This is a genomic window from Ensifer sp. WSM1721, assembly GCF_000513895.2.
Lineage (GTDB): Bacteria > Pseudomonadota > Alphaproteobacteria > Rhizobiales > Rhizobiaceae > Sinorhizobium.
The window spans coordinates 1336695-1357265 of the sequence record NZ_CP165782.1 but is presented as its reverse complement, the minus strand read 5'-3'; the positions used below and the strand labels follow the sequence as shown (position 1 = coordinate 1357265).

The following is a 20571-nucleotide window of genomic DNA, read 5'->3' as shown; positions in this document are numbered from 1 at the left end:
GTTCGGCCGCATCGCCCACATCGGCGCGCTTTAAAGCCGATAACCCTACTCAGGATTTGTAATCGTCTTCTTCAGCCTTCGGTGTCAAGAGGCCCAGCTCCTCAAGGTCCATCTGGGAAATGGGGTCCTCGTTCTCGGAAAGCTCGTCCTCGCCGACGGGAACCGGGATATGCAGGCTCGAGGGGACACGACCGGACAGCAGGCCGGCACCTTTCAATTCCTCGATGCCCGGAAGATCGCGGATTTCCTCGAGGCCGAAATGGTCGAGGAAGTCCCTCGTCGTTCCGAACGTCACCGGCCGCCCCGGCGTCCGTCTCCGGCCTCGGAATCTCACCCAGCCCGCCTCCATCAGCACATCGAGAGTGCCTTTCGAGGTCTGCACGCCGCGTATGTCCTCGATCTCGGCGCGCGTCACCGGTTGATGATAGGCGATGATCGCCAGCACTTCGAGCGCCGCGCGGGAGAGTTTCTTTACCTCCTGCTCGTCCGTCTGGACGACGAAGGAGAGATCGGCGGACGTCCGGAAGGCCCAGTGATCCGCGACCTGGACCAGGTTGACGCCGCGGCTCGCATAGAGACCCTTCAGCCGCAACATGATCCGTCCGACATCGACACCGTTTGGGAGGCGACTGGCGATATAGGCTTCGGAAACGGGTTGAGCCGACGCAAAGACGAGCGCTTCGGCGATCCGCTCCGCCTCCAGTTCGAGCCGGGGATCGAACGCGACGTCGTCGATCTCGTCTTCCTCTTCCGGCAACCCGGGCAAGTATCTCTGCGCTTCAGCCACGCGCTGCCTCCATCTCCGCCAGGGTTGCCGCATCGAACGGTCTTGGCCCACGTTTGAGGTAGATAGGCGCGAAGGCGCCCTCCTGACGGATTTCCAACCTTCCCTCTCGCACCATTTCGAGCGACGCGGCAAAGGAACTCGCAATCGCCGTCGCGCGCTCCTTCGGGCTTGTCATGTACCGGACCAGAAAGTGGTCGAGTGCGGTCCAATCATCGAGGCTTCCGACCATCCTCGCCAGGATCAGCCGCGCATCGGCGAGCGACCAGACGTGGCGCTTCTCGATCGTCACCTGCGTTATCGCCTGACGCTGCCTGAGCGTGGCATAGGCCGTCAGCAGGTCGTAAAGCGAGGCGTCACAGCCGGATCTCTTCTCTGCGACGATGTGCTCGGGCGCTCCGCGCGCGAAGATGTCGCGGCCGAGGCGGTTCCTGTTGACCAATCTCGTTGCAGCATCGCGCATCGCCTCCAGCCGTTTCAATCGGAATGCGAGCGCTGAGGCCATCTCCTCGCCCGACAGCCCCTCATCCTTGGTCTGCTGCGGGATCAGCAGGCGTGATTTGAGGTAGGCGAGCCACGCCGCCATGACGAGGTAATCGGCCGCAAGCTCGATGCGAATGGACCGCGCCCGTTCGATGAAGGCGATATATTGCTCCGCAAGCGCCAGGACCGAGATGCGGGAAAGATCGACGCGTTGGCTGCGGGCGAGATGCAGAAGCAGATCGAGGGGACCTTCAAAGCCTGCAATGTCGACGACGAGTTCTTCCTCGTGCAATCCACGATCGGCGGACTCGTCCTGCCACAAAGGCTCCAGCGGCGCCTTCGTCACAGCTTCTCCCTGCCTCTCGCCCGAACTCGTCACCACTATCCTTTCAGCGCGGCGGCGCCGCCTCAAACCCGGTCGGCTTATAGCGGCACGCGGCCGCTCTATGCCAGGGCGAACATCGCATTGAACTCCGTTCGCAATACGGCTTCGTTTGAACTATCGGGTTTCTGGAACGCGGCCTCGGCCGCCCTCGCCCGGCGCAGCCGCTCGCCGGAAAGCACCGGCACAACGTCGGCGACGGCCTTCATTTCCTCCATTATGCCATGGCAATGCAAGACGAGATCAAGGCCCGCAGCGATAATACCCTTCGCGCGTGTCGCCATGTCGCCGGCGAGAGCATTCATCGACACGTCATCGGACATCAAAAGGCCGTCGAAGCCGATATGGCCGCGAATGATCTCGCGCACCACTTTGGCGGAGGTCGTCGCCGGATTGTCGGGGTCGATTGCGGTGAAAACCATGTGCGCCGACATGGCCATCGCTTCATCCTTCATTGCAATGAAGGGCAGGAAGTCGCTGTTCTCCAACTCGTTCCGATCGGCGCTGACGACAGGCAGGCTGTGATGCGAGTCGACGAAGGTACGGCCGTGGCCGGGCATGTGCTTCATGACCGGCAGCATACCGCCTGCCTTTAATCCCTCGCTCATCGCGCGGCCGATGGCAGCGACCGTCGCCGGATCGTGGCCATAGGCCCGGTTGCCGATTACATCGTGACTTCCGGGCACGGGCACGTCCAGAACCGGCAGGCAATCGACGGTGATGCCGAAACGCATCAGGTCGAAGGCGTGAAGCCGGCCCATCAGCCATGCGGCGCGCAGGCCCATTTCCCTGTCTCGCCGATAGATCTCGCCGATCACCGCGCCACTCGGATATTGCTGCACAAGCGGCGGGCGGATGCGCTGGACGCGCCCCCCTTCCTGATCGATCAGCACCGGCGCCTTCGGGCTGCCGATGCTTTCACGCAGGCTCTCGACCAGATCACGGATCTGCTCTTCCGCGCCGATGTTGCGTCCGAAGAGGATGAAGCCCCAGGGGCGCTCGCCGGCAAAGAAGCTGCGCTCCTCCGCCGTCAGCGTAAGCCCCTTGCAGCCGGAAATGAATGCTTTTGATTCGCTCATGCGAGAAGCATAGTGTCCCCGGCCTGCGCCGCGAAGCCACAAAGCGCTGGTTCGCGGCTCATGCACAGGCAAGTATCTGCAATGAAACAGGCGCGGCATCTCTGCCGCGCCTGACCGTAGATCGAATCCCTTCGAAACCTACTTGGTTACGAGGCAGCTTCCGCCTGCACTCTTGTACTTTGAGCAAAGCGCATTCGCCTCCTCGCGCGAACCAGCCGGTATGCGTACCCGATAATAGGTGCCCTTACCGGCGATCTCCGCCTTGCGGATATCGACACCACGGCCGCCGATGACGCTCGCGAACTTCGCCGAGAGATTGTTATAGCTCTTCTGCGCTTCGGCCTCCGAGGGGAGCGACGCGATCTGGATTACATAGCTTCCGGCCGGAACCGAAGCCGTTGCCAAGGGGGCTGCCTGCTCGGCGCTTGCTGTTTGCGTTGCAGGTTGGCTTTCCGCGGGACGCTGAATAGCGCCCGTTCCCGCCTCACCCGCCGGGCGCGTCTGCGGCCGTGGCGTCGCCTCGTTGCCGACAGCGGTCGTCTTGACGCTGCGAACGGGGGCGAGTTCGCCCACCGCGTCTTCCGCCGCGGAGAGAGCGACTTCGTCCGCGCGTCCTGCCGGCTGCTCGGCAGCGCGCAATTCGGCGTCGGCGTCGGCAGCGGCTGCCTTGCCCTGCGAGCCGGATGCGACGCCGGAGGCCCGTGCCGGGATCGGCTCCGCACTGGCGACGGCGACGCTTTCCGGCTGCGCTGCCGGCTCTTCGCGCTGGACCAGCGTGCCGTCCGGCTTCACGATCATGGTACGGACCTTGCGCGGCGTGACGGCAGGCCCCTTCGCCGCTTCGGCCTCTTCGGCATTGATGCCATCGCCATCCGGCAACAGCCGTGCGACTTCGTCTTCGTCCGCGGCGGGTACGCCAGCCAAGCCGTCGGCTTCATTGCTGCCTTCGAGCGGCAAGGTCTCAGGAGTCAACGTTCTCTGCACCACGTCCATCGGTTCTTCCGTCGAGGAGACCAGGGCCTCCTGGGAAGGGGCAATGTTCTTGTCGCCAGCAACGCGGTCGTAAACGGCCTTATCCTGATTGGGCACGGTCTTGCCGCCCTTCTCCTCCGGCACGACCTTCACCGGGTCCTTGTCCGCAAGGATGATCTTCGGGCCGTCGCCGGAAAGCACTGCGTTGCTCCCGCCCATCCAGGCGTAAACGCCGGCGCCACCGAGAATGATGATGCCGGCAACGCTCGCGGCCAGGAGCATCGTGCGCTGGGAGCGGCGGCCATAGCCCTGCTCGGCATAGTCGTCGGCATCGGCCCGCGGCGCTGCCGCCATGCGTTCGACCTCCTGCACGGTGCCGCGGCGCTCCGCCATCGAGCGCTGGAAGTCCTCCTCCATCGCCTTCTCGAACTCGTCGAAATCATCGATCGAAGCGAGAGCGGGAGCGCCCTTGGCCGTTGAGGCTGGCGTTGCGGCCATATCAGCATCGCCGGCGTGCGCGCCGCTCTTGGCGGCAGGCGCGGGCGTGGCGAAAAGCTGCGCCATTTCGGCGTCGATATCGAGATCGTAATCGGCCGGATAAGGAACAGATTTTTCTTCGGCCTCCAGGACCGGCAATTGCGGAACATCGAGATCGGCAATCGGCGCCACGCCGCTTTCCGTTTCGCCAATCATGGCCGGATCGAAGGGCAGCGGGCTTTCGGTCGGCGGCTCCTCGACGACCTCAGGAGCCGATGACCGGGGCTGATCGGCGCGTGATTCCGGCTCTTTCGGCACGCCCAACGCCTGCAGGAACGGCTGCGCGGGCGACTCCACAAGTGCAGGGTGCGATGCGATCGGCTGCTCGGGGACGCTCGGCGCCGCCTCCTCCGCACCTTCCTCCGCCAAATCAATGTCGAGCGCGATGTCAGCCAGTTCCAGTTCGAAGTTCTCTATATCGAAGCTCGGCTCGACCTCGGCTTCCGGCTCTCGCTTCGCTACGAATTGAGGGGCTGCGGGCACTGCTTCGGGCACGTCCGGCAGAACGGCCGGGGCAGCAGTCGCCTTCGCGGCAGCCGGCTCCGTCATGGGGGAGGCAAAGGCTCGCTGCGGCGAAACGCCGGTTGGCGACGCAACCGGCGTCGCGCGACTGAACATCGGTGTAAAGGGATAGGTATTCTTCTTCACGGCGGAAGCGGCCCGCTCCTGAACCACAGGTTCAGCCGCGGCGGCCACCATGCCGGTCGCTAAGGCAATGGGGAACCGCTCGACATCAGCCAGGAGGCCATCGTCTCCACCGGAAGGCGCAGCAGGCTGCGACGGCGCAGCGGACTCAGCGGCGGCAACGCCTTCCGACCGTTTCACTTCGACCGATGAGACATGATCCGCGGCCATGTCGAAGTAGACGGGCTCCGCCGCCTGTTCTCCAAGCTTACCGGCAGCCGCTAGCTTAGACGATAGCGGTTCCTGCCAGTCATAGAAAGCGGGAAGCTCGTCTACCTTAGGCTCAGGTGCTGGCTGCGCGATCTCGCCCTCGGCGGCATCGAGCGGCAAATTATAGCCAAGCGACAATTCGAGCTCGCGCTCTAGGTCGTCGGCCGCTTCGACCGCCTGCGGCTCGTCGACGATGGCCTGTTCCTCGACGGCGAAAGGATTGGGAACCGACACAGGCGAAGCCACCTCGACAGGCGCTTGCTCGACCGGGGCGGAACGATGTTCCGCTGAGGCAACGTCCTCGACAGCGGGAGCAGCCTCGATGGGCTGCTCATTCGAACCGGAAGACGGCCCCTCGGCAATACCGGCAGACGGATGCTCGATGAGGCCGCTATCCGGCTGGACCGGCGCGGCGCGGGGAGCATCGTAGCTATCGAACGCGCGGAGCAGTTCCTCCTCGAGATCGAAGGCCGGCTCACGCCGCATGGTCTCCTGGTGGCGCTGCAGCTCCTGCAATTGCTGAACGGCTGGCCGAGCATCGTAACCGACAATGCGGGCAAGTTCGCTCAACGGATCATCATCGGCCAATGTATCGAATTCTGCCGGACCGCTTCGTGCGAATTGTTTGTCTGCCATACTCTCCACTCACAACTGCCTGCGTTGAATTGCCAGTGCATTGTGGGGAAATGGTGACACTACCTACCGCATCTCTTCCGGTGCCGAAGTGCCTGTTATCGACAGGCCTGACTTCAATACCGAGGCGACAGCATGCACCAGCCCGAGTCTGGCAATGCTTAATTCTCTGTTCTTATCGTTAACAAACCGTAATTCCGGATTTTCTTTACCTTTGTTCCAGAGTCCGTGGAAGACCGCTGCAAGATCATACAGGTAAAAAGCGATTCGATGAGGCTCCTGCGAGAGTGCCGCCGCCTCAACCACGCGCGGATATTCTGCCAGTTTGGCGACGAGCTGTGTTTCCGCAGGGTCAACAATCCTACCCATCACAGCGCCGGCAAGATCGATCGAGGACAAATCAAGGTCGGAGAACGCTTCCGCCGCCTGACGGAATACGGACCGGCAACGCGCATGGGCATATTGTACGTAGAAGACCGGATTATCCTTCGACTGCTCCGTCACCTTGGCAAAGTCGAAGTCGAGCGGCTCCGAGTTCTTGCGGTAAAGCATCATGAACCGCACAGAATCGCGACCGACTTCGTCGACAACATCGCGAAGGGTCACGAAATCACCCGAGCGCTTGGACATCTTCACGGGCTCGCCATTGCGGTAGAGCTTGACAAGCTGGCAAAGCAACACCGTCAGCTTCGCCGTACCGCCGGAAATCGCGCGCGCCAAAGCTTCCAGGCGCTTGACGTAACCGCCATGATCGGCGCCGAGGACATAGATCATTTCGTGGAAACCACGGTCGAACTTGTCCTTGAAGTAAGCAACGTCGGCAGCAAAGTAAGTATAGCTCCCGTCGGACTTGATCAGCGGGCGATCGATGTCGTCGCCCACTTCGGTCGAGCGGAAGAGAACCTGCTCGCGGTCTTCCCAGTCCTCCGGCAACTGCCCCTTCGGGGGCGGCAGCGTGCCCTTGTAGACATGACCCTTGAAGGTCAGGTCGTTGATGGCGGTACGGATTGGCGCCGCGCCGTTGTCGTGCAGCGTCCGCTCGGAAAAGAAGACATCATGGTTGACGTTGAGCGCCGCCAGATCTTCACGGATCATCGCCATCATCGCGTCGATCACACGCTCCTTGACGAGCGGCATCCACTTCTCGTCCGGCATGATCCTGAGGCTCGTGCCGAATTCATCCGCGAGCGCCTCGCCGACAGGCACGAGATAGTCGCCGGGATAGAGCCCGGCCGGAATCTCACCGATCTCCTCGCCGAGCGCCTGTCGGTAACGCAGGAACGCCGACCGGGCGAGCACGTCGATCTGCGAACCGGCGTCATTGATGTAGTATTCCTTCGTCACGTCGTAGCCAGCAAAGGCCAGGAGGTTGGCGAGCGCGTCGCCGACGACTGCGCCGCGGCAATGGCCGACATGCATCGGCCCCGTCGGATTGGCCGAGACATATTCGACGTTCACCTTCCGCCCGGCGCCGACGGTGCTGCGGCCGAAATCGGTATCTGCCCGCGCCATTGCCGACAGAAGCTTCTGCCAGTAGCCCACCGAGAGGCGGACATTGATGAACCCCGGCCCGGCGACGGAGACCTCAGCCACCTCAGGCTCCAGCCGCAGCTTCTCGACGATCAGGTCGGCAAACGCGCGCGGGTTCATGCCCAGCGGCTTCGCCAGAACCATTGCCGCGTTGGTCGCCACATCGCCGTGGCTTGCATCGCGGGGCGGCTCGACATTGATTCGCCCAAAATCGAGATCAGATCGCTTTACACGAACGATATCAACGGATTCCAGAATGTTCTTAATTCTTGATTCGAAGTCTGTGAAAAGATTCATCTGATCCGTCCGCTTTCCCAGCCACACTGGAGAATGGCGCAAATTCAAAAGGAGGCCGGGTTCATCGTGAACCTCTAGCCTCCGCGCGGGGCGTCACTAGCGCAAATCAGGCGTATGGTCAAACAAGCGCCTGTGCACGCTTATCGCGAAAGTGTCCGTCATCCCGGCGAGATAATCTCCGACATGGCGTGCGCGGGCCGGCTCGGCCATGCCGGCGATCTGATCGATCCAGTAATGCTCTTTCATGAGCAACGGATCGGCCATGAAAGCCCGATAGAGATCCGTCACGATCGATGCCGCTGCCTGCCGCACGCGCATAACCTCCGGATGCCGATAGATACGCGTCATCAGCAGGTTCTTGATTTGCCGGTCCGTCTCGCTCATCGCCTCAGAGAAGGTTGCGATGATCTTGCCGGCGCCCCGAACGTCGCCAACGCTCTGAGGCCGGATTTCACGAAGACGCGCCTGCGCTATGCCGATCACGTCCTCGACCATCGCAGTGATCTGCCGCCGCATGATCTCATGCGTGAAGCGACTCCTTTCCAGGCCCGGATAGCGATCGCGGACCTCGCGCATCAGCCCAGCGAGAAACGGGACCTCCTCCAGCATATCGAAGGTGAGATAGCCCGCCCGCAATCCGTCGTCGATATCATGGGTATTATAAGCGATATCGTCAGCTATTGCGGCAACCTGAGCCTCCAGACTGGCAAAACTTGCGAGCTCGAGGTCGTGGATAGCACAGTAGTCGAGGATCGGCTGCGGAACCGGACCGCGCGTGCCCTGCCCGTCCGCGGTCACCAGCGGCCCATTGTGTTTCACGAGGCCCTCGAGGCTCTCCCATGTCAGGTTCAGCCCGTCGAATTCCGCGTAACGCCGCTCCAGTTTGGTGACGATCCGCAACGACTGGGCGTTGTGATCGAAGCCGCCATAGGGCTTCAACACGTCGTGCAGCGCATCCTCGCCGGTGTGCCCGAAGGGCGTATGGCCGAAATCGTGGACGAGCGCGACGCCCTCCGCAAGATCCTCGTCAAGCTTCAGCGCGCGCGCCAGGGCACGAGCGATCTGGGCGACCTCGATCGTATGCGTCAGTCGCGTGCGGTAGTGATCGCCGTCGGCCGCGATGAATACCTGGGTCTTGTGCTTCAAGCGACGGAAAGCGGTCGTGTGGACGATGCGGTCACGGTCGCGCTGGAAATCGGATCGGGTCGGGCTCGATGCCTCAGGATAGAGCCTGCCGCGCGAAGTCCAAGGGTCCGAAGCAAAAGCGGCATGTTCGCCGTAACCGAAGCCGAGGGCCTTTCTGTCGAATGTCATGTCACACCTGAAGGTCGTCCCATTGACGGGGCATTCAAGCCTTCATACCTATAGTATGCGCTACAGGAAAGCAGCGATCGCGTGCCGCCTAGATCATTGCGAAAGAACAATGAATTGGCGGAAATACCGACGCTCGGCTCTCCGTTCCGTGCGATTGTAACGCCAAGACGAAAACGAATCTCTCCGGTTCTTGACCCCGGCAGGAGGCAAAGACGATGCAGGAAACAGTGACCCTCTCGGATGCGGCGGCCAAACGCATTGCCGCGATTCTCCAGGCGGAAAAAGACAAGAGCGCCATGCGCGTCTCCGTCGAGGGCGGCGGCTGCTCCGGCTTCTCCTATAAGTTCGATCTGGTTGATCAGGAAAACGAGGACGACCTCGTTCTGGAAAAGGGCAATGCCAAAGTCCTGATCGACAGTCTTTCGCTCGTCTACATGGGCGGCTCGGAAATCGACTTCGTGGACAACCTGCTCGGCCAGTCCTTTCAGATCAAGAATCCGAATGCGGTCGCAAGTTGTGGCTGCGGCACAAGTTTTTCGATCTGACGAGCATCGGCGCGACGCCTGCTGCTTGTTTCCTTAAATCGTAGCCGATTTAAGGACTGAATATGCAGCAATTCAAAGCGCTACAGCGTCCTTTGTGCGTCTGAAAAGACGCATGGCGCTGTAGTCTGCCGCGGCGTGATTCTTTTCCTAAAGATAAGGCGAGCCAAGCCAGAGCAGGCGATTTGCCAGCCGGTTTGCGAGGGGTTCCGCTCGAAGGCCGGCGAGAGTCACCTCTTCGGCGGTTGCGCGAATGGCCCAGATTTTGTCGCTGATTGTGCGCGCGAATCCATCGTCGAGTATTTCGAGATCGAACTCGAAATTGAGGCGCAGAGAACGCGGATCGAGATTGGTCGAACCGACATAGGCCCACCGATCATCGACAACCATCAGCTTGGAATGGTTGAAGGCGCCCTTTGCCCTCCAGACCCGGCAGTGGCCTTTCAGCACCTGATCGAACTGCGCTGTCATCGCGCGATCGACGAGCGTTAGATTGTTGACGGCAGGGACGATGATATCCACCTCGACTCCCTTCCTCGCCGCCGTCACCAACGCGCTGACCAATTCCTTGTCAGGTAGGAAATAGGGCGACATCAGCCGGATATGCTTTCGCGCGACCGAGAAGGCCCCCATCAGCATCTTATGGTTCGTCTCGTTGGTATTGTCGGGGCCCGACGGAACGGCGCGCATCAACACCGACGGCACCTCCGGCTTCTCCGGGAGGTCGGCGAGCCGCCAGGCGTCACCCGTCAGCACCTCATCGCTCGAAAACTGCCAGTCCTCCGCCGCGACCTGGAAGATGTCCGCGACGACAGGTCCGGTCACACGGAAATGGGTGTCAAAGGAAGCTGCAGTACCCGCGAGCTCGGCAGAAAAACCGGCCCGAATGTTCATCCCGCCGGCGAAGGCCACCGCCCCATCGACCACCATGATCTTGCGATGGGTCCTGAGATTGGCATAGGGCAATCTCAGGCCCATGATGATGTTGCCGTTGAAGACGGCAGTCGGCACCCCCCCTTCCTTCAGATAGCCGACAATGCTCGGCACGGAGTAGCGCGCCCCGACAGCGTCGATGAGAACGCGCACGCTGACGCCGCGCTTGACGGCGGCGATCAGCGCATCCGCAAATCGTAGGCCGATTGGATCACGGTCGAAGATATAGCTTTCGATAAGGATGCTGCGGCGCGCGGCGAAGATCTCGTCGAGCATCGCCGCGTAGACGTCGTCGCCGCCTTCGAGCATGACGATCTGATTTCCCGTCGACATCGTAAAGCGCGCAACCCGATCCCCGAGCATCTTCATCGCCGCGAAGCGCTGTCCGAAACGGGCTATCACCTGGTCATGCGTGATATCGAAACGCCCGAACGGGTCGCGCTCGGTCGATCGCAGTAGCGAGCGCTGCAGGCCGATGGACGAGCGGCGCATCCGGTTGATGCCCGCTACCGCGTAGATGAGCGCGCCGATAACCGGCGAGAGGAGGACGACCCCGACCCAGCCGGCGGCCGCACGCACATCGTCTTTCGTCATCGCTGCATGGATGATTGCCGGGACGCCCAAGGCGAACGACAGCAGAGCCAGAAAATGCGGCCAGTAACTCTCGATGAACGCGATCATGCGCGGGACTATAGACGGACGGCGAGCGGAATCAATTCGGCCGCCGCGAGGTCCATCACGGGCCGGGAAGCCCATGGCCTGGTCACCGCCGCGAGTGGCAGGTCGCGGATTTGTCAAAAGAATTTCCAGCCGCTAGAACGAACCGACTGCAGAGACTCAACCGTCATGGGAGGCAAGGCTGCCCAATGAAGATCGCCACCTGGAACATCAACGGCGTCAAGGCGCGGGTCGACAGTCTCGTCACCTGGCTCAGGGAATCCAATCCGGATATCGCCTGTCTGCAGGAGATCAAATCCGTCGATGACGCGTTTCCGCGCAACGAAATCGAGGCGCTTGGCTATCACGTGGAAACCCACGGTCAGAAAGGCTTCAACGGCGTCGCCCTGCTCTCCAAGATCAGGCCCGACGAGGTCAATCGCGGATTACCGGGGGATGAAGCCGACGAGCAGTCCCGCTTCATCGAAGGTGTGTTCTCCGTCAACGGCGGAGCGATCCGCGTCTGCTGCCTCTACCTGCCGAACGGCAACCCGGTGGCGACGGAGAAATACACCTACAAGCTTGGCTGGATGCAGCGCCTCACTGCTTTTGCCGAACAAAGGCTGCTGCTCGAGGAGCCGCTCATCCTGGCCGGCGACTACAACGTCATTCCGGAAGCGCACGACTGCTGGGACGTCAAAGTCTGGCAGAATGATGCGCTATTCCTGCCCGAAACGCGCGCCGCTTTCCGGCGCCTGCGCAACCTCGGCTTCACGGATGCCGTTCGCGCCGCCTCGGACGAAGTGCCGCTCTATTCGTTTTGGGACTATCAGGCTGGCTGCTGGCAGAAGAATTTCGGCATCCGCATCGACCACCTGATGCTGTCGCCGGAGGCCGCCGATAAGCTCGTCTCGATCGCGATCGAGAAACACGTCCGGTCCTGGGAGAAGCCCTCCGATCACGTGCCGGTAACGGCCGCATTCAAATTCGAGCCGGCATAGGCAGAGAACGGCACGAGCGGGCCGGGCGGATCAATCATCGTCTGCCTGAAGATGCATGTTTTGCGACATCGCAATCGCGACCCGGCGGTCGTCTTCGGTGGCGAGCGAAAAGGCCTGCTCCTGCATCGCTTGCAGCCAAGGCCTCTCCTTTGGCGAACACTGGTCGAGCGCTGCCGTCATGTAAGCCAGGCCGCGAACAGTCTGCCCCTCCTGAAAGAGGACGTTGCCGAAGAGGCCCATGGCGCCCGCGTGACCGTTCTTGCGCGCGCGGTTCAGCCACTTCTTGGCCTGCTGGACATTGACGGCGCCGCCTTCGCCGGAAAGCAGCATACGCGCGAGCTGGAACTGAGCCTCCGCAACGCCGAACGTCGACGCCGCCTGAAAATACAACTGCCGCGCCTGCTGCAGATTCGCCTGCACGGGACTGTCGGGAATGCCGCGCCGATAGTAGCCCGCAAGCGAGATGAGCGCGTTGACGAAATATCCCGTGTCTTCCGAACCCGGCTCGACACCCTGTTGAGCAATTTCGCTATAGATCTTGAAGGCTTCGAGGTCATTCTCCGCGACGCCGTCGCCATAGGCGTACATGTTGGCAAGCGCCCAGCGGGAACCTGTATGCCCCTTTTCGGCGGCATAGCGGTAAGCCTCGACCGCCTCATCCTTCCTGCCGTTCTTGTACGCGGAAAAGCCGAACTTGAAGAGGGCGAAGGGCCCCGACTCTTTAGTGACGCCAGCCCCCGGATCGAAGGCTCGGGCCGGCCCGGCAGCGGTTGTGCCTACGGCTAGCGACATACCCAGTACCGCAACTCTCAGCGACTTGAACTCACCCGCGCGCATAACAATCAGTTTCTTTCGTCCCGGCCGGCCGTGCCGGATCCAACATCGCTGCAAACATCAACCCGTGCGCTACGCGGCGCTCCGCGGAACGACGCCGGCCGTTCATCCCCGCTGCGAATTTCTCGCGAGGCCAGCCTGCGCAGGACCGGCTCGCCCGGGCTGAGCGCGCTCTGCCAATTGCTGGGGGATGTCATGACGGCACACAAAACTCGCTTCACCTCAAACGCGGGCACGGAACTCGAGGACATTTTGTCGCTATAATCGCTGCTCTCATTTTGTGGCGGGAAATGGACATAATCGACCAAGCCCGGATACTAGCAAACCATAGTAAGAAATGTGTTGCTGAATCGTCACATTCACAACCGCTTATAAACGCGGCCCTCAGCCACAAAAAAGGCCCGGCGAAGACCGGGCCTTGAGCAGTCGATCGCGCTGATCAGAATCTGACTTTTAACGACGTCGAGATCGCCCCGACGAAGTCGTTGTCGAAGTCGTAGGAAACGTCATCGCCGATCACCTCGCCGTTAAAGTTAACCGCACCAGAGCTGCCGCTGGTCATGATGCCGGCGCTGCCGGCAAGGCGAATTTCCACGTTCTGCGTGGGCGTATAGGAAACACCCGTGCCGAGCAGCCAAGTGTCGGTCTGGGTGCCGTAGCCGTGGCTTGTGCCTCGGTCCCAAGTCAGGCTGACTGCGCCGCTCCACTGATCGTTGAACTTGTGGCCGATGCCGCCGGTGATGGTCCAGCCGTCGCGATAAAGGAGATCGAGACTGGTGGGGAATCTTCCTGGGGCCGGCTCATCGGGGACGAACCTGAGCACTTGCAACTGACTCCAGTCGGTCCATTTGACGGATCCGAAAGCCAACCATCCTGGAGCAATACCGGATTGCACCTTGAGCTCCAGCGAATCCGGCATTGAGGCCGACCCGTGAACATCATACTTTGTGAGCCCTATCCCACGCAGGTCGATGAAGCCAGTCAAACTATCCAGGTCGACGGCGCTGTTGTAGACGAGGCTTGCCCGCATTGCGTATTCCGGGATTTCGTAAGCTACACCCGCACGCCAGCCCCAACCGCTGTCCTCGAGTTCAAGCCTACCAACGCCGGAAAGACTTGAAAACGGAGGGGGAAAGAAGGTGAAATCCTGGACGAGCCGCTCCTTGAAGCCGCTTACTTCCTGGTAGAAGACACCGCCTATGACCCGGAAGAACCCCGGCCCCATCTGCCATTTATAGGAGCACGTGGTCGCATAGTTGTCGCTTTCGACCTTCGTCTCGATGTTGTTATTGGCGCCAGCCCAATTCTTGCCGGGATTGGTGTGGGCGCCCCAAGGCTGCGAGTAGTCCGCCATACAGTCAATGCTGTCACCCAAAGCAGCCTTTACGCCGATGCGGGGCGCCCAATAACTTTCCGTGTCATCTGCTGTGTTAGGTCGGTAGTTCAGATTACCGCCGCCGAAGGTGCCGGCAGCTGGATTTGAGTTCGCGGTATTCGTGTCCCGGACATTCTTCAGCTCACGCTGCGGATTGACATAGGTCGCCGTCGCCTCGGCCGCATAATCCGACGGATCGAACAAGAGATCGATATTATAGCCGCTGCGCTCAAGTCCTCCCGCCTGCGCAGCCGACGCAACGAGCATTCCGGCAAGCGCTACCAGAACGCCCTTTTTCAGTCCACCATGAGCCATCAAGCTCCTCCCCTGCATTTCAGGTATGCGACGATTCCACCTCGTGTCGCGCTTGAGGAAAGTATCCTCACGATTGCGTGAAATGGCAAACGGCCCGACGGATGGCTAACTGGACGAAACCGGTCACCAAATTTACGTAAGAAATCCAAGATATAGCCACAATTCGACAAGGCTTGGAAATGTATTCCTATTGCGCAGTAGATTTCCACCATCGCGCAGAAAAAAATTCTGCTACTTCAACAAAGTGTGACGTCAGAACAACAACATCCCTTTTTACCACCGAACCGCTGCCTGCGCCGTTGAAAAACTCCCGGCAAAACCCATGCGTGTATTGTCGCGCCGGTCACTACAAGGAGCGTCGACTCAAAAACTGTAAGAACAATAGAAAATCCGCGGCATCTCTACCGCGGATTGCACCTCTTCGAGTAGTTGCAGTCGTTCAGCTTGCTTCCGATACGCGGCTGAGCGCGACCCCAAGCGAGTCCCTTTGCAGGTCGAGTTCGACGAGCCGCTCGCGTTCGGCCTCGACCAGTTCGGGCTTCGCATTCGCGACGAACTTTTCGTTGGCGAGCTTGCCAAGGATTCGCTCGCGCTCGACCTCCACCTTCGCAATCGCCTTTTCGAGGCGCGACTTCTCCGCCGCAAGATCGATCAGGTTGCCAAGCGGAAGGCAGGCCGTCGCCTCGCCGACGACGATCTGGGCGCTGCCGCGCGGCGCTGCCGCCGCGTGCTCGACGCTCTCCACCCTCGCCAGGCGCTTGATCGCCGAGACGTGCCGGTCGAGCCGCTCGCTCGCCAGGCCTTTCGCTCCGACGATCACCAGCGGCGCCATTGCCGCCGGCGGGACGTTCATCTCCGCACGAACCGAGCGGATACCCGAGACGAGATCGATCAACCAGTTGATCTCGTCCGCGGCCGCGTCGTCCGCGTAGAAGGCGGCCGGCCATTCCGTGTGGCAGAGGAGCGTCTCGCGCTCTCGGCCCGGACCGGCCGTCTTTTCCCAAAGTTCCTCGGTCATGAACGGCATGAACGGGTGGAGCAGCTTATAGATATCGTCCAGCACATAAGTGACACAGGCCTGCGACTCGCGTTTGGCCGCCTCGTCCTCTCCGTTGAAGACCGGCTTCAACAGCTCGAGGTACCAGTCGCAGAACTGGTTCCATATGAATCGATAGAGGCTTCCGGCCGCTTCATTGAAGCGATAGCTCTCGATCGCCTCGGTCACGTCGCGAATGGTGCGCGACAGTTCCGTGAGGATCCAGCGGTTGATCGTCAGCGATGCGGCTTCGGGAATGAAGCCCTCGCTGCTCGTAGCACCGTTCATCTCGGCGAAGCGCGTCGCGTTCCAGAGCTTCGTGCCGAAATTGCGGTAGCCGGCGATGCGGGCGGGGTCGAGCTTCACGTCGCGCCCCTGGGCCGCCATGATCGCGAGCGTGAAGCGCAACGCGTCGGCCCCATATTCGTCCATCAGTTCCAGCGGATCGATGACGTTGCCCTTGGACTTCGACATCTTCTGTCCGTTCTTGTCGCGAACGAGCGCGTGGACATAGACCGTGTGGAACGGCTCGACCGGCGTACCATCCGCGTCCTTCATGAAATGAAGGCCCATCATCATCATGCGGGCGACCCAGAAGAAGATGATGTCGAAGCCCGTTACCAGAACATCGGTCTGATAATACTTTTCGAGTTCCGGCGTCTCCTTCGGCCAGCCGAGCGTGGAGAACGGCCAGAGCGCCGAGGAGAACCATGTGTCGAGAACATCCTCTTCGCGCGTCAGGATCTCGCCCGGCTTGAAGTTTTCGAGCAAGTCTTCGACGTAGGCCTTCATCGGCCCTTCATGCGCGAGATAGTGCTGGATGGCCGCATGCAGTGCCTCCTCCTCGGTTCTTTCGACGAAGATCTGGCCATCGGGTCCGTACCAGGCGGGGATCTGATGGCCCCACCAGAGCTGGCGCGAGATGCACCAGGGTTGGATGTTCTCCATCCATTCGAAGTAGGTCTTTTCCCAGCTCTTCGGGACGAAAGTGGTCCGGCCCTCCCGGACGGATGCAATCGCAGGCTTTGCCAGCGTCTTGGCGTCGACGTACCATTGCTCAGTCAGGCGCGGCTCGATCGGCACGCCGCCGCGGTCGCCATGCGGAACCACGTGTTTGTGCGGCTCGATGTGGTCGACGAGACCCGCGGCTTCGAGTATCTCGACGATCAGCCGGCGCGCTTCAAACCGGTCCTTGCCCTCCAACTGATCCCAGGCGCCGTGCAGCGCTGCGGGATGATCGAGTGCTTCAAGGAAATCGTCGTTGTTCTTGATCGTGATCCGGCCATCCACCGTCAGGACGTTTACTTGACGAAGCCCCCGGCGTTTGCCGACCTCGAAGTCGTTGAAGTCGTGGGCAGGGGTCATCTTCACCGCACCGGTGCCGGTCGTCGGGTCGGGATATTCATCCGCGACGATCGGAATACGGCGGCCGACGATCGGCAGGATGACATGCTTGCCGACGATCCCTTTGTAGCGCGCATCATCCGGGTGTACCGCGACGCCGGTATCGCCGAGCATCGTTTCCGGACGCGTCGTGGCTACGACCAGATAATCGCGCGTCTCCCACTCGGTGGCATTGCCGTCCTCGTCGAAGGCAATCGGATGCTTATATGTGACACCCTCTTCGAGCGGATACCGCAGGTGCCAAAGATGGCCGTTGACTTCGACCTGCTCGACCTCGATATCCGAAATCGCCGTCTGCAGCTTCGGATCCCAGTTGACCAGGCGCTTGTCGCGATAGATCAGGCCTTCCTTGTAGAGGCTGACAAAGACCTCGATGACCGCCTCGGAAAGGCCCTCATCCATCGTGAAGCGCTCGCGCGACCAGTCGCAGGAGGCGCCGAGCCGTTTCAACTGATTGAAAATCTGGCCCCCGGACTCGGCCTTCCATTCCCAGACCTTCTCGATGAAGGCTTCACGGCCCATCTCCCGGCGATGCTGCTGCACTTCCATCAGCTTCCGTTCAACAACCATCTGCGTGGCGATGCCGGCATGGTCCATGCCCGGCTGCCAGAGCACATCCTTGCCGCGCATGCGCTCGAAGCGCACCAGTATGTCCTGCAACGTGTTGTTGAGCGCATGGCCCATGTGCAGCGAGCCGGTAACATTCGGCGGCGGGATCACAATGCAGAAGGTCTCTGCGCCGGGTTTGGCGCCCGCGCCTGCACGAAACGCGTTTTCTTCGTCCCACTTCTTGGCGATGCGCGGGTCGACGGATGCGGAATCGTAGGTCTTATCAAGCATTCTTTGACCGATTTTTTGGAGATTGATGTCAGCGTTTGTAAACCGGAAGGCCCTGCGCAAGTCAACACAAACGGGAAAAAAGCCGCGGCGGTTACGAAGGCGGCCTCATCTTAGCAGCGCCGGACGAAATGGGATCAGTTAATTCACAATCGCCACGGCCGATATCAGGGCACCGATCGCCGGATCATGTCAATGGAGCGCAGAACGAGCCCGGACCGTGCTCGAGTCGCCGCCTCGAGCCGAAAGCGGCATAGCTCCGGGCGGGATTTTGGCGCACGTTAGCGGCGAGGTCCGCGTGCGACGCGTTCGATTTCCTCGCGCACCAGTTTTTCAACCAGCGTAGGCAGGTTGTCATCCAGCCATTCCTGCAACATCGGACGCAGCATCGCCTCGGCGATCTGGTCGAAGGAACGTTTCGGTCCGTTCTCGACCGCATGGGCCAAGTCGTCGAAGGCGCGCGCCACCTGACGGCTAACGGCCGGGGAAACGATCGCGCCAGCCGGACCGTCGACCTCCGGCAGCTCCTCCACGGGCGCTGAATGCGATGCGGTCGGCGGCTCGGCGGTGATCGGCGCCGGCGCGACACTGCGTGGCGGGACGCCGCTCACTGGACTTTCCGCTGACACGGTCGTCGCCGCGCTTGCCGTAGCGGAAACGCTCGCAATCCGGGAGGTGACCACCGGACCAGCCGGGGACGACTCCGCCTGCTCCGTTTCCGGCTGCTCCCTCGAAAAGTGATTGACCGCGTGACGCTCGGAAGCCGCCCTCACCCTCGCCGCAACATCGGCGAGGGAAAGCGGTGACGGCGGCGAGGCCGGGACATCCATGCGTGAACCGCCCGTCGTCGCGCCGCCTGGCGCGGCGGACGCCGAACTTGCCGCCGGCAGCGGCTCTTCCGAGCCAAAGGCCGCAGCTTCGATTTCCGAATCGATCGTCAATTCGATCTCATCTTCGGCTGCGTCCTCGAAGGTCTGGTGGAGGGACGATCCAGCCGGGCCAGGCTCGTTGTTCTCGATGATCTTGCGAATGGATGCCAGGATTTCATCCATCGAAGGTTCACGCGCGACGTTGAGCTGTGCCATTTCAATCCTCGTTTGCTACGGACGAGCACGGGGTACGAAGCCTCCCGTGTGCCGATTTCGAACAAACCTTAAGTGAGTTCGCCGACGAAACATACGTCGCGAATCAGCTCCGGAAATTCTTGCACAGATTTGTTTTTCGGGGCAGATGCCCGGCCTGCCAACAGAAAACGAACACCGCGCATCCTCGCGGTTGCGCGGTGTTCGTGATTGCAGAATTGGTCTTAGGTCTAACGGCCGTCGACGGTGCGCAAGCCGATCCACTTGTCCTTGACGGCTTCGTAATGCTCTTCCGAGCGGTATTCTGCCACCTGCAGACCCTGAGTCTTTACGGTCAACCTGCCCATCGCCGCAAGCAAGGCATAGCTTGCCACGACGGAATCGCGCTGCGCTCCAGCCAACGACTCTTGCGCGTCGAGAACGTCCTGCTGCGCGTCGAGCACGTCGAGGGTCGTACGTTGGCCGACCTTGCGCTCTTCAATGACGCCTTCGAGGGCGAGGTTGGCGGCAGCGATCTGCGACCTGCTGGCGGTGATTCGAGCGAGAGCGGACTCAAGTTGGGCATGCGCGGTAACAACGGTCTGCTGCACCGACGCGCGCGCCGAATCGACCATGATGCGTTGCTGCCCCAGAACTTCTTTCGCCCGGCGGACCTGACCGTACTCCGCACCACCCTGGTAGATCGGCACTTCAAGTCGGGCGGTGATGCTCGCCGTAGTGTTGTCGGTGCTGACATTGCCCGTGTTGCGCGTGACGGCTCCCTGGAGCACGACACCTGGCAACAGCGTCCCCTCCGCCGATTTCACCTGGAACCCAGCAGAATCGACGGCATATTGCGCCGCGAGAATCTGAGGATTCTCCCGTAGGCCTGTTGCCACGGCCTGATCGAGAGATCTCGGCATAGCCTTCGAGGCCGGTCCCGGCTGTCTGATGCCCGTGGGTGCCACGCCGACGATCTGCACATAGACCGCTTCGCTTTGCTTCAATTGTGCAACCGCGGCGACGAGCAGCGACTGGGCGTTGGCGAGTTCTGCTTCCGCCTGGCTCACGTCGGTGCGCGTGCCTTCGCCGACGTCGAGGCGTGCCTGTGCGGCGTTCAACTGCTCGCGGAGGAAGGCCAGGTTCTGACGGCGGATGGAGACGATCTGCTGATCACGGGCGATATTGGCGTAGGACTGCGCGGCAGATAAGAGAATTTGGATCTCATTGGCCTTCAATGTTTCGCGGCCTGAAAACACAGTCGACTCGGCCGCCTTGACGTTGTTCAGCGTCTGAAATCCGTCGAAGATTGTCTGCGTGATGGAGATCCCGATCTGTCCACTATGAAAGTCGCGGGTTCCCGTCCGTTCGGCGTCGACGCGTGTCAGCGTACCGGTCGCCGAAGCGGAAATCTGCGGCCGGTAGCCGGCCTTCGCGATCGGAACCCCTTCGTCCGTCGCACGCAAGCCGGCGCGTGCGGCGTTGAGATCCGGGTTATTTGCATAGGCTTTTGCCATTGCCCCGAAGATCGTCTCCGCCAGCACGGCATGCGGCGCGAGTAACACGCTGGCCGAGACAGCCGCCCACAAGGCTGCTTTGCGGACAATCGACACCATCTTCCCTCCGATCAGCCGGGGCAGCCTTGCGGCCCCGTATTTTCAGCAAGTCGGC

14 protein-coding genes are annotated in these 20571 nt (G+C 61.3%); 2 read left to right on the top strand and 12 right to left on the bottom strand.

The annotated features are described in order from the left end of the window. Nucleotides 1-49: 49 nt before the first annotated feature. The 6 genes from scpB to M728_RS06605 form a co-directional block, all read right to left on the bottom strand. Nucleotides 50-787 carry an SMC-Scp complex subunit ScpB gene (gene scpB, locus M728_RS06630; RefSeq protein WP_026623263.1) on the bottom strand — a complete coding sequence of 246 codons (738 nt, stop codon included), beginning with the start codon at nt 785-787 and terminating at the stop codon, nt 50-52. Beyond that, nucleotides 780-1646, bottom strand: a complete 867-nt coding sequence (locus M728_RS06625) for a ScpA family protein (RefSeq protein ID WP_026623264.1) — start codon at nt 1644-1646, stop codon at nt 780-782. The genes scpB and M728_RS06625 overlap by 8 nt, the downstream gene beginning before the upstream one ends. 65 nt (nt 1647-1711) lie before the next feature. After that, nucleotides 1712-2728, bottom strand: coding sequence for a beta-N-acetylhexosaminidase (gene nagZ / locus M728_RS06620; protein ID WP_026623265.1), 1017 nt, complete (start codon nt 2726-2728; stop codon nt 1712-1714). 138 nt (nt 2729-2866) lie between these two features. Further along, entirely contained in the window at nt 2867-5767 is a 2901-nt protein-coding gene (locus M728_RS06615; protein WP_026623266.1) for an SPOR domain-containing protein, read from the bottom strand. 63 nt (nt 5768-5830) lie between these two features. Then, nucleotides 5831-7591 carry an arginine--tRNA ligase gene (gene argS / locus M728_RS06610; protein WP_026623267.1) on the bottom strand — a complete coding sequence of 587 codons (1761 nt, stop codon included), beginning with the start codon at nt 7589-7591 and terminating at the stop codon, nt 5831-5833. A 96-nt stretch (nt 7592-7687) separates the two neighbouring features. After that, a complete protein-coding gene (locus M728_RS06605) occupies nt 7688-8905 on the bottom strand; it encodes a deoxyguanosinetriphosphate triphosphohydrolase (protein WP_026623268.1) in 1218 nt (405 codons plus the stop codon). A 215-nt stretch (nt 8906-9120) separates the two neighbouring features. Here M728_RS06605 and erpA point away from each other — a divergent pair, with 215 nt between their 5' ends. Beyond that, nucleotides 9121-9450: an iron-sulfur cluster insertion protein ErpA gene (erpA, locus tag M728_RS06600; protein WP_026614241.1), complete on the top strand. Its 330-nt coding sequence runs from the start codon at nt 9121-9123 to the stop codon at nt 9448-9450. Nucleotides 9451-9597: 147 nt separating this feature from the next. Here the strand turns inward: erpA and M728_RS06595 are convergent, their stop codons facing one another. Further along, the gene (locus M728_RS06595) at nt 9598-11061 is read right to left on the bottom strand and encodes a phospholipase D-like domain-containing protein (RefSeq protein ID WP_026623269.1); all 1464 of its coding nucleotides are present in this window, start codon (nt 11059-11061) and stop codon (nt 9598-9600) included. A gap of 185 nt (nt 11062-11246) precedes the next feature. On the opposite strand from M728_RS06595, the gene xth reads away from it, so the two are divergent. Next, entirely contained in the window at nt 11247-12038 is a 792-nt protein-coding gene (xth, locus tag M728_RS06590; protein ID WP_026623270.1) for an exodeoxyribonuclease III, read from the top strand. Nucleotides 12039-12068: 30 nt separating this feature from the next. Here the strand turns inward: xth and exoR are convergent, their stop codons facing one another. The 5 genes from exoR to tolC form a co-directional block, all read right to left on the bottom strand. Then, nucleotides 12069-12875, bottom strand: coding sequence for a two-component system ChvIG regulator ExoR (exoR, locus tag M728_RS06585; protein WP_026623271.1), 807 nt, complete (start codon nt 12873-12875; stop codon nt 12069-12071). 436 nt (nt 12876-13311) lie between these two features. Continuing rightward, nucleotides 13312-14562 carry an OmpP1/FadL family transporter gene (locus M728_RS06580; RefSeq protein ID WP_026623272.1) on the bottom strand — a complete coding sequence of 417 codons (1251 nt, stop codon included), beginning with the start codon at nt 14560-14562 and terminating at the stop codon, nt 13312-13314. A 439-nt stretch (nt 14563-15001) separates the two neighbouring features. Further along, nucleotides 15002-17842 carry a valine--tRNA ligase gene (locus tag M728_RS06575; RefSeq protein WP_026623273.1) on the bottom strand — a complete coding sequence of 947 codons (2841 nt, stop codon included), beginning with the start codon at nt 17840-17842 and terminating at the stop codon, nt 15002-15004. 278 nt (nt 17843-18120) lie between these two features. After that, nucleotides 18121-18924, bottom strand: coding sequence for a PopZ family protein (locus M728_RS06570; protein ID WP_026623274.1), 804 nt, complete (start codon nt 18922-18924; stop codon nt 18121-18123). A gap of 227 nt (nt 18925-19151) precedes the next feature. Further along, nucleotides 19152-20516, bottom strand: a complete 1365-nt coding sequence (gene tolC, locus M728_RS06565) for an outer membrane channel protein TolC (RefSeq protein ID WP_026623275.1) — start codon at nt 20514-20516, stop codon at nt 19152-19154. Nucleotides 20517-20571: the final 55 nt, after the last annotated feature.

Excerpts from the sequence above, each read along its gene's own strand:
- M728_RS06570 (WP_026623274.1), bottom strand. The coding sequence starts at position 18,924 with ATGGCACAGCTCAACGTCGCGCGTGAACCTTCGATGGATGAAATCCTG.
- M728_RS06615 (WP_026623266.1), bottom strand. The coding sequence starts at position 5,767 with ATGGCAGACAAACAATTCGCACGAAGCGGTCCGGCAGAATTCGATACA.
- exoR (WP_026623271.1), bottom strand. The coding sequence starts at position 12,875 with ATGCGCGCGGGTGAGTTCAAGTCGCTGAGAGTTGCGGTACTGGGTATG.
- tolC (WP_026623275.1), bottom strand. The coding sequence starts at position 20,516 with ATGGTGTCGATTGTCCGCAAAGCAGCCTTGTGGGCGGCTGTCTCGGCC.
- nagZ (WP_026623265.1), bottom strand. The coding sequence starts at position 2,728 with ATGAGCGAATCAAAAGCATTCATTTCCGGCTGCAAGGGGCTTACGCTG.
- argS (WP_026623267.1), bottom strand. The coding sequence starts at position 7,591 with ATGAATCTTTTCACAGACTTCGAATCAAGAATTAAGAACATTCTGGAA.
- M728_RS06595 (WP_026623269.1), bottom strand. The coding sequence starts at position 11,061 with ATGATCGCGTTCATCGAGAGTTACTGGCCGCATTTTCTGGCTCTGCTG.
- M728_RS06575 (WP_026623273.1), bottom strand. The coding sequence starts at position 17,842 with ATGCTTGATAAGACCTACGATTCCGCATCCGTCGACCCGCGCATCGCC.
- erpA (WP_026614241.1), top strand. The coding sequence starts at position 9,121 with ATGCAGGAAACAGTGACCCTCTCGGATGCGGCGGCCAAACGCATTGCC.
- xth (WP_026623270.1), top strand. The coding sequence starts at position 11,247 with ATGAAGATCGCCACCTGGAACATCAACGGCGTCAAGGCGCGGGTCGAC.
- M728_RS06580 (WP_026623272.1), bottom strand. The coding sequence starts at position 14,562 with ATGGCTCATGGTGGACTGAAAAAGGGCGTTCTGGTAGCGCTTGCCGGA.
- M728_RS06605 (WP_026623268.1), bottom strand. The coding sequence starts at position 8,905 with ATGACATTCGACAGAAAGGCCCTCGGCTTCGGTTACGGCGAACATGCC.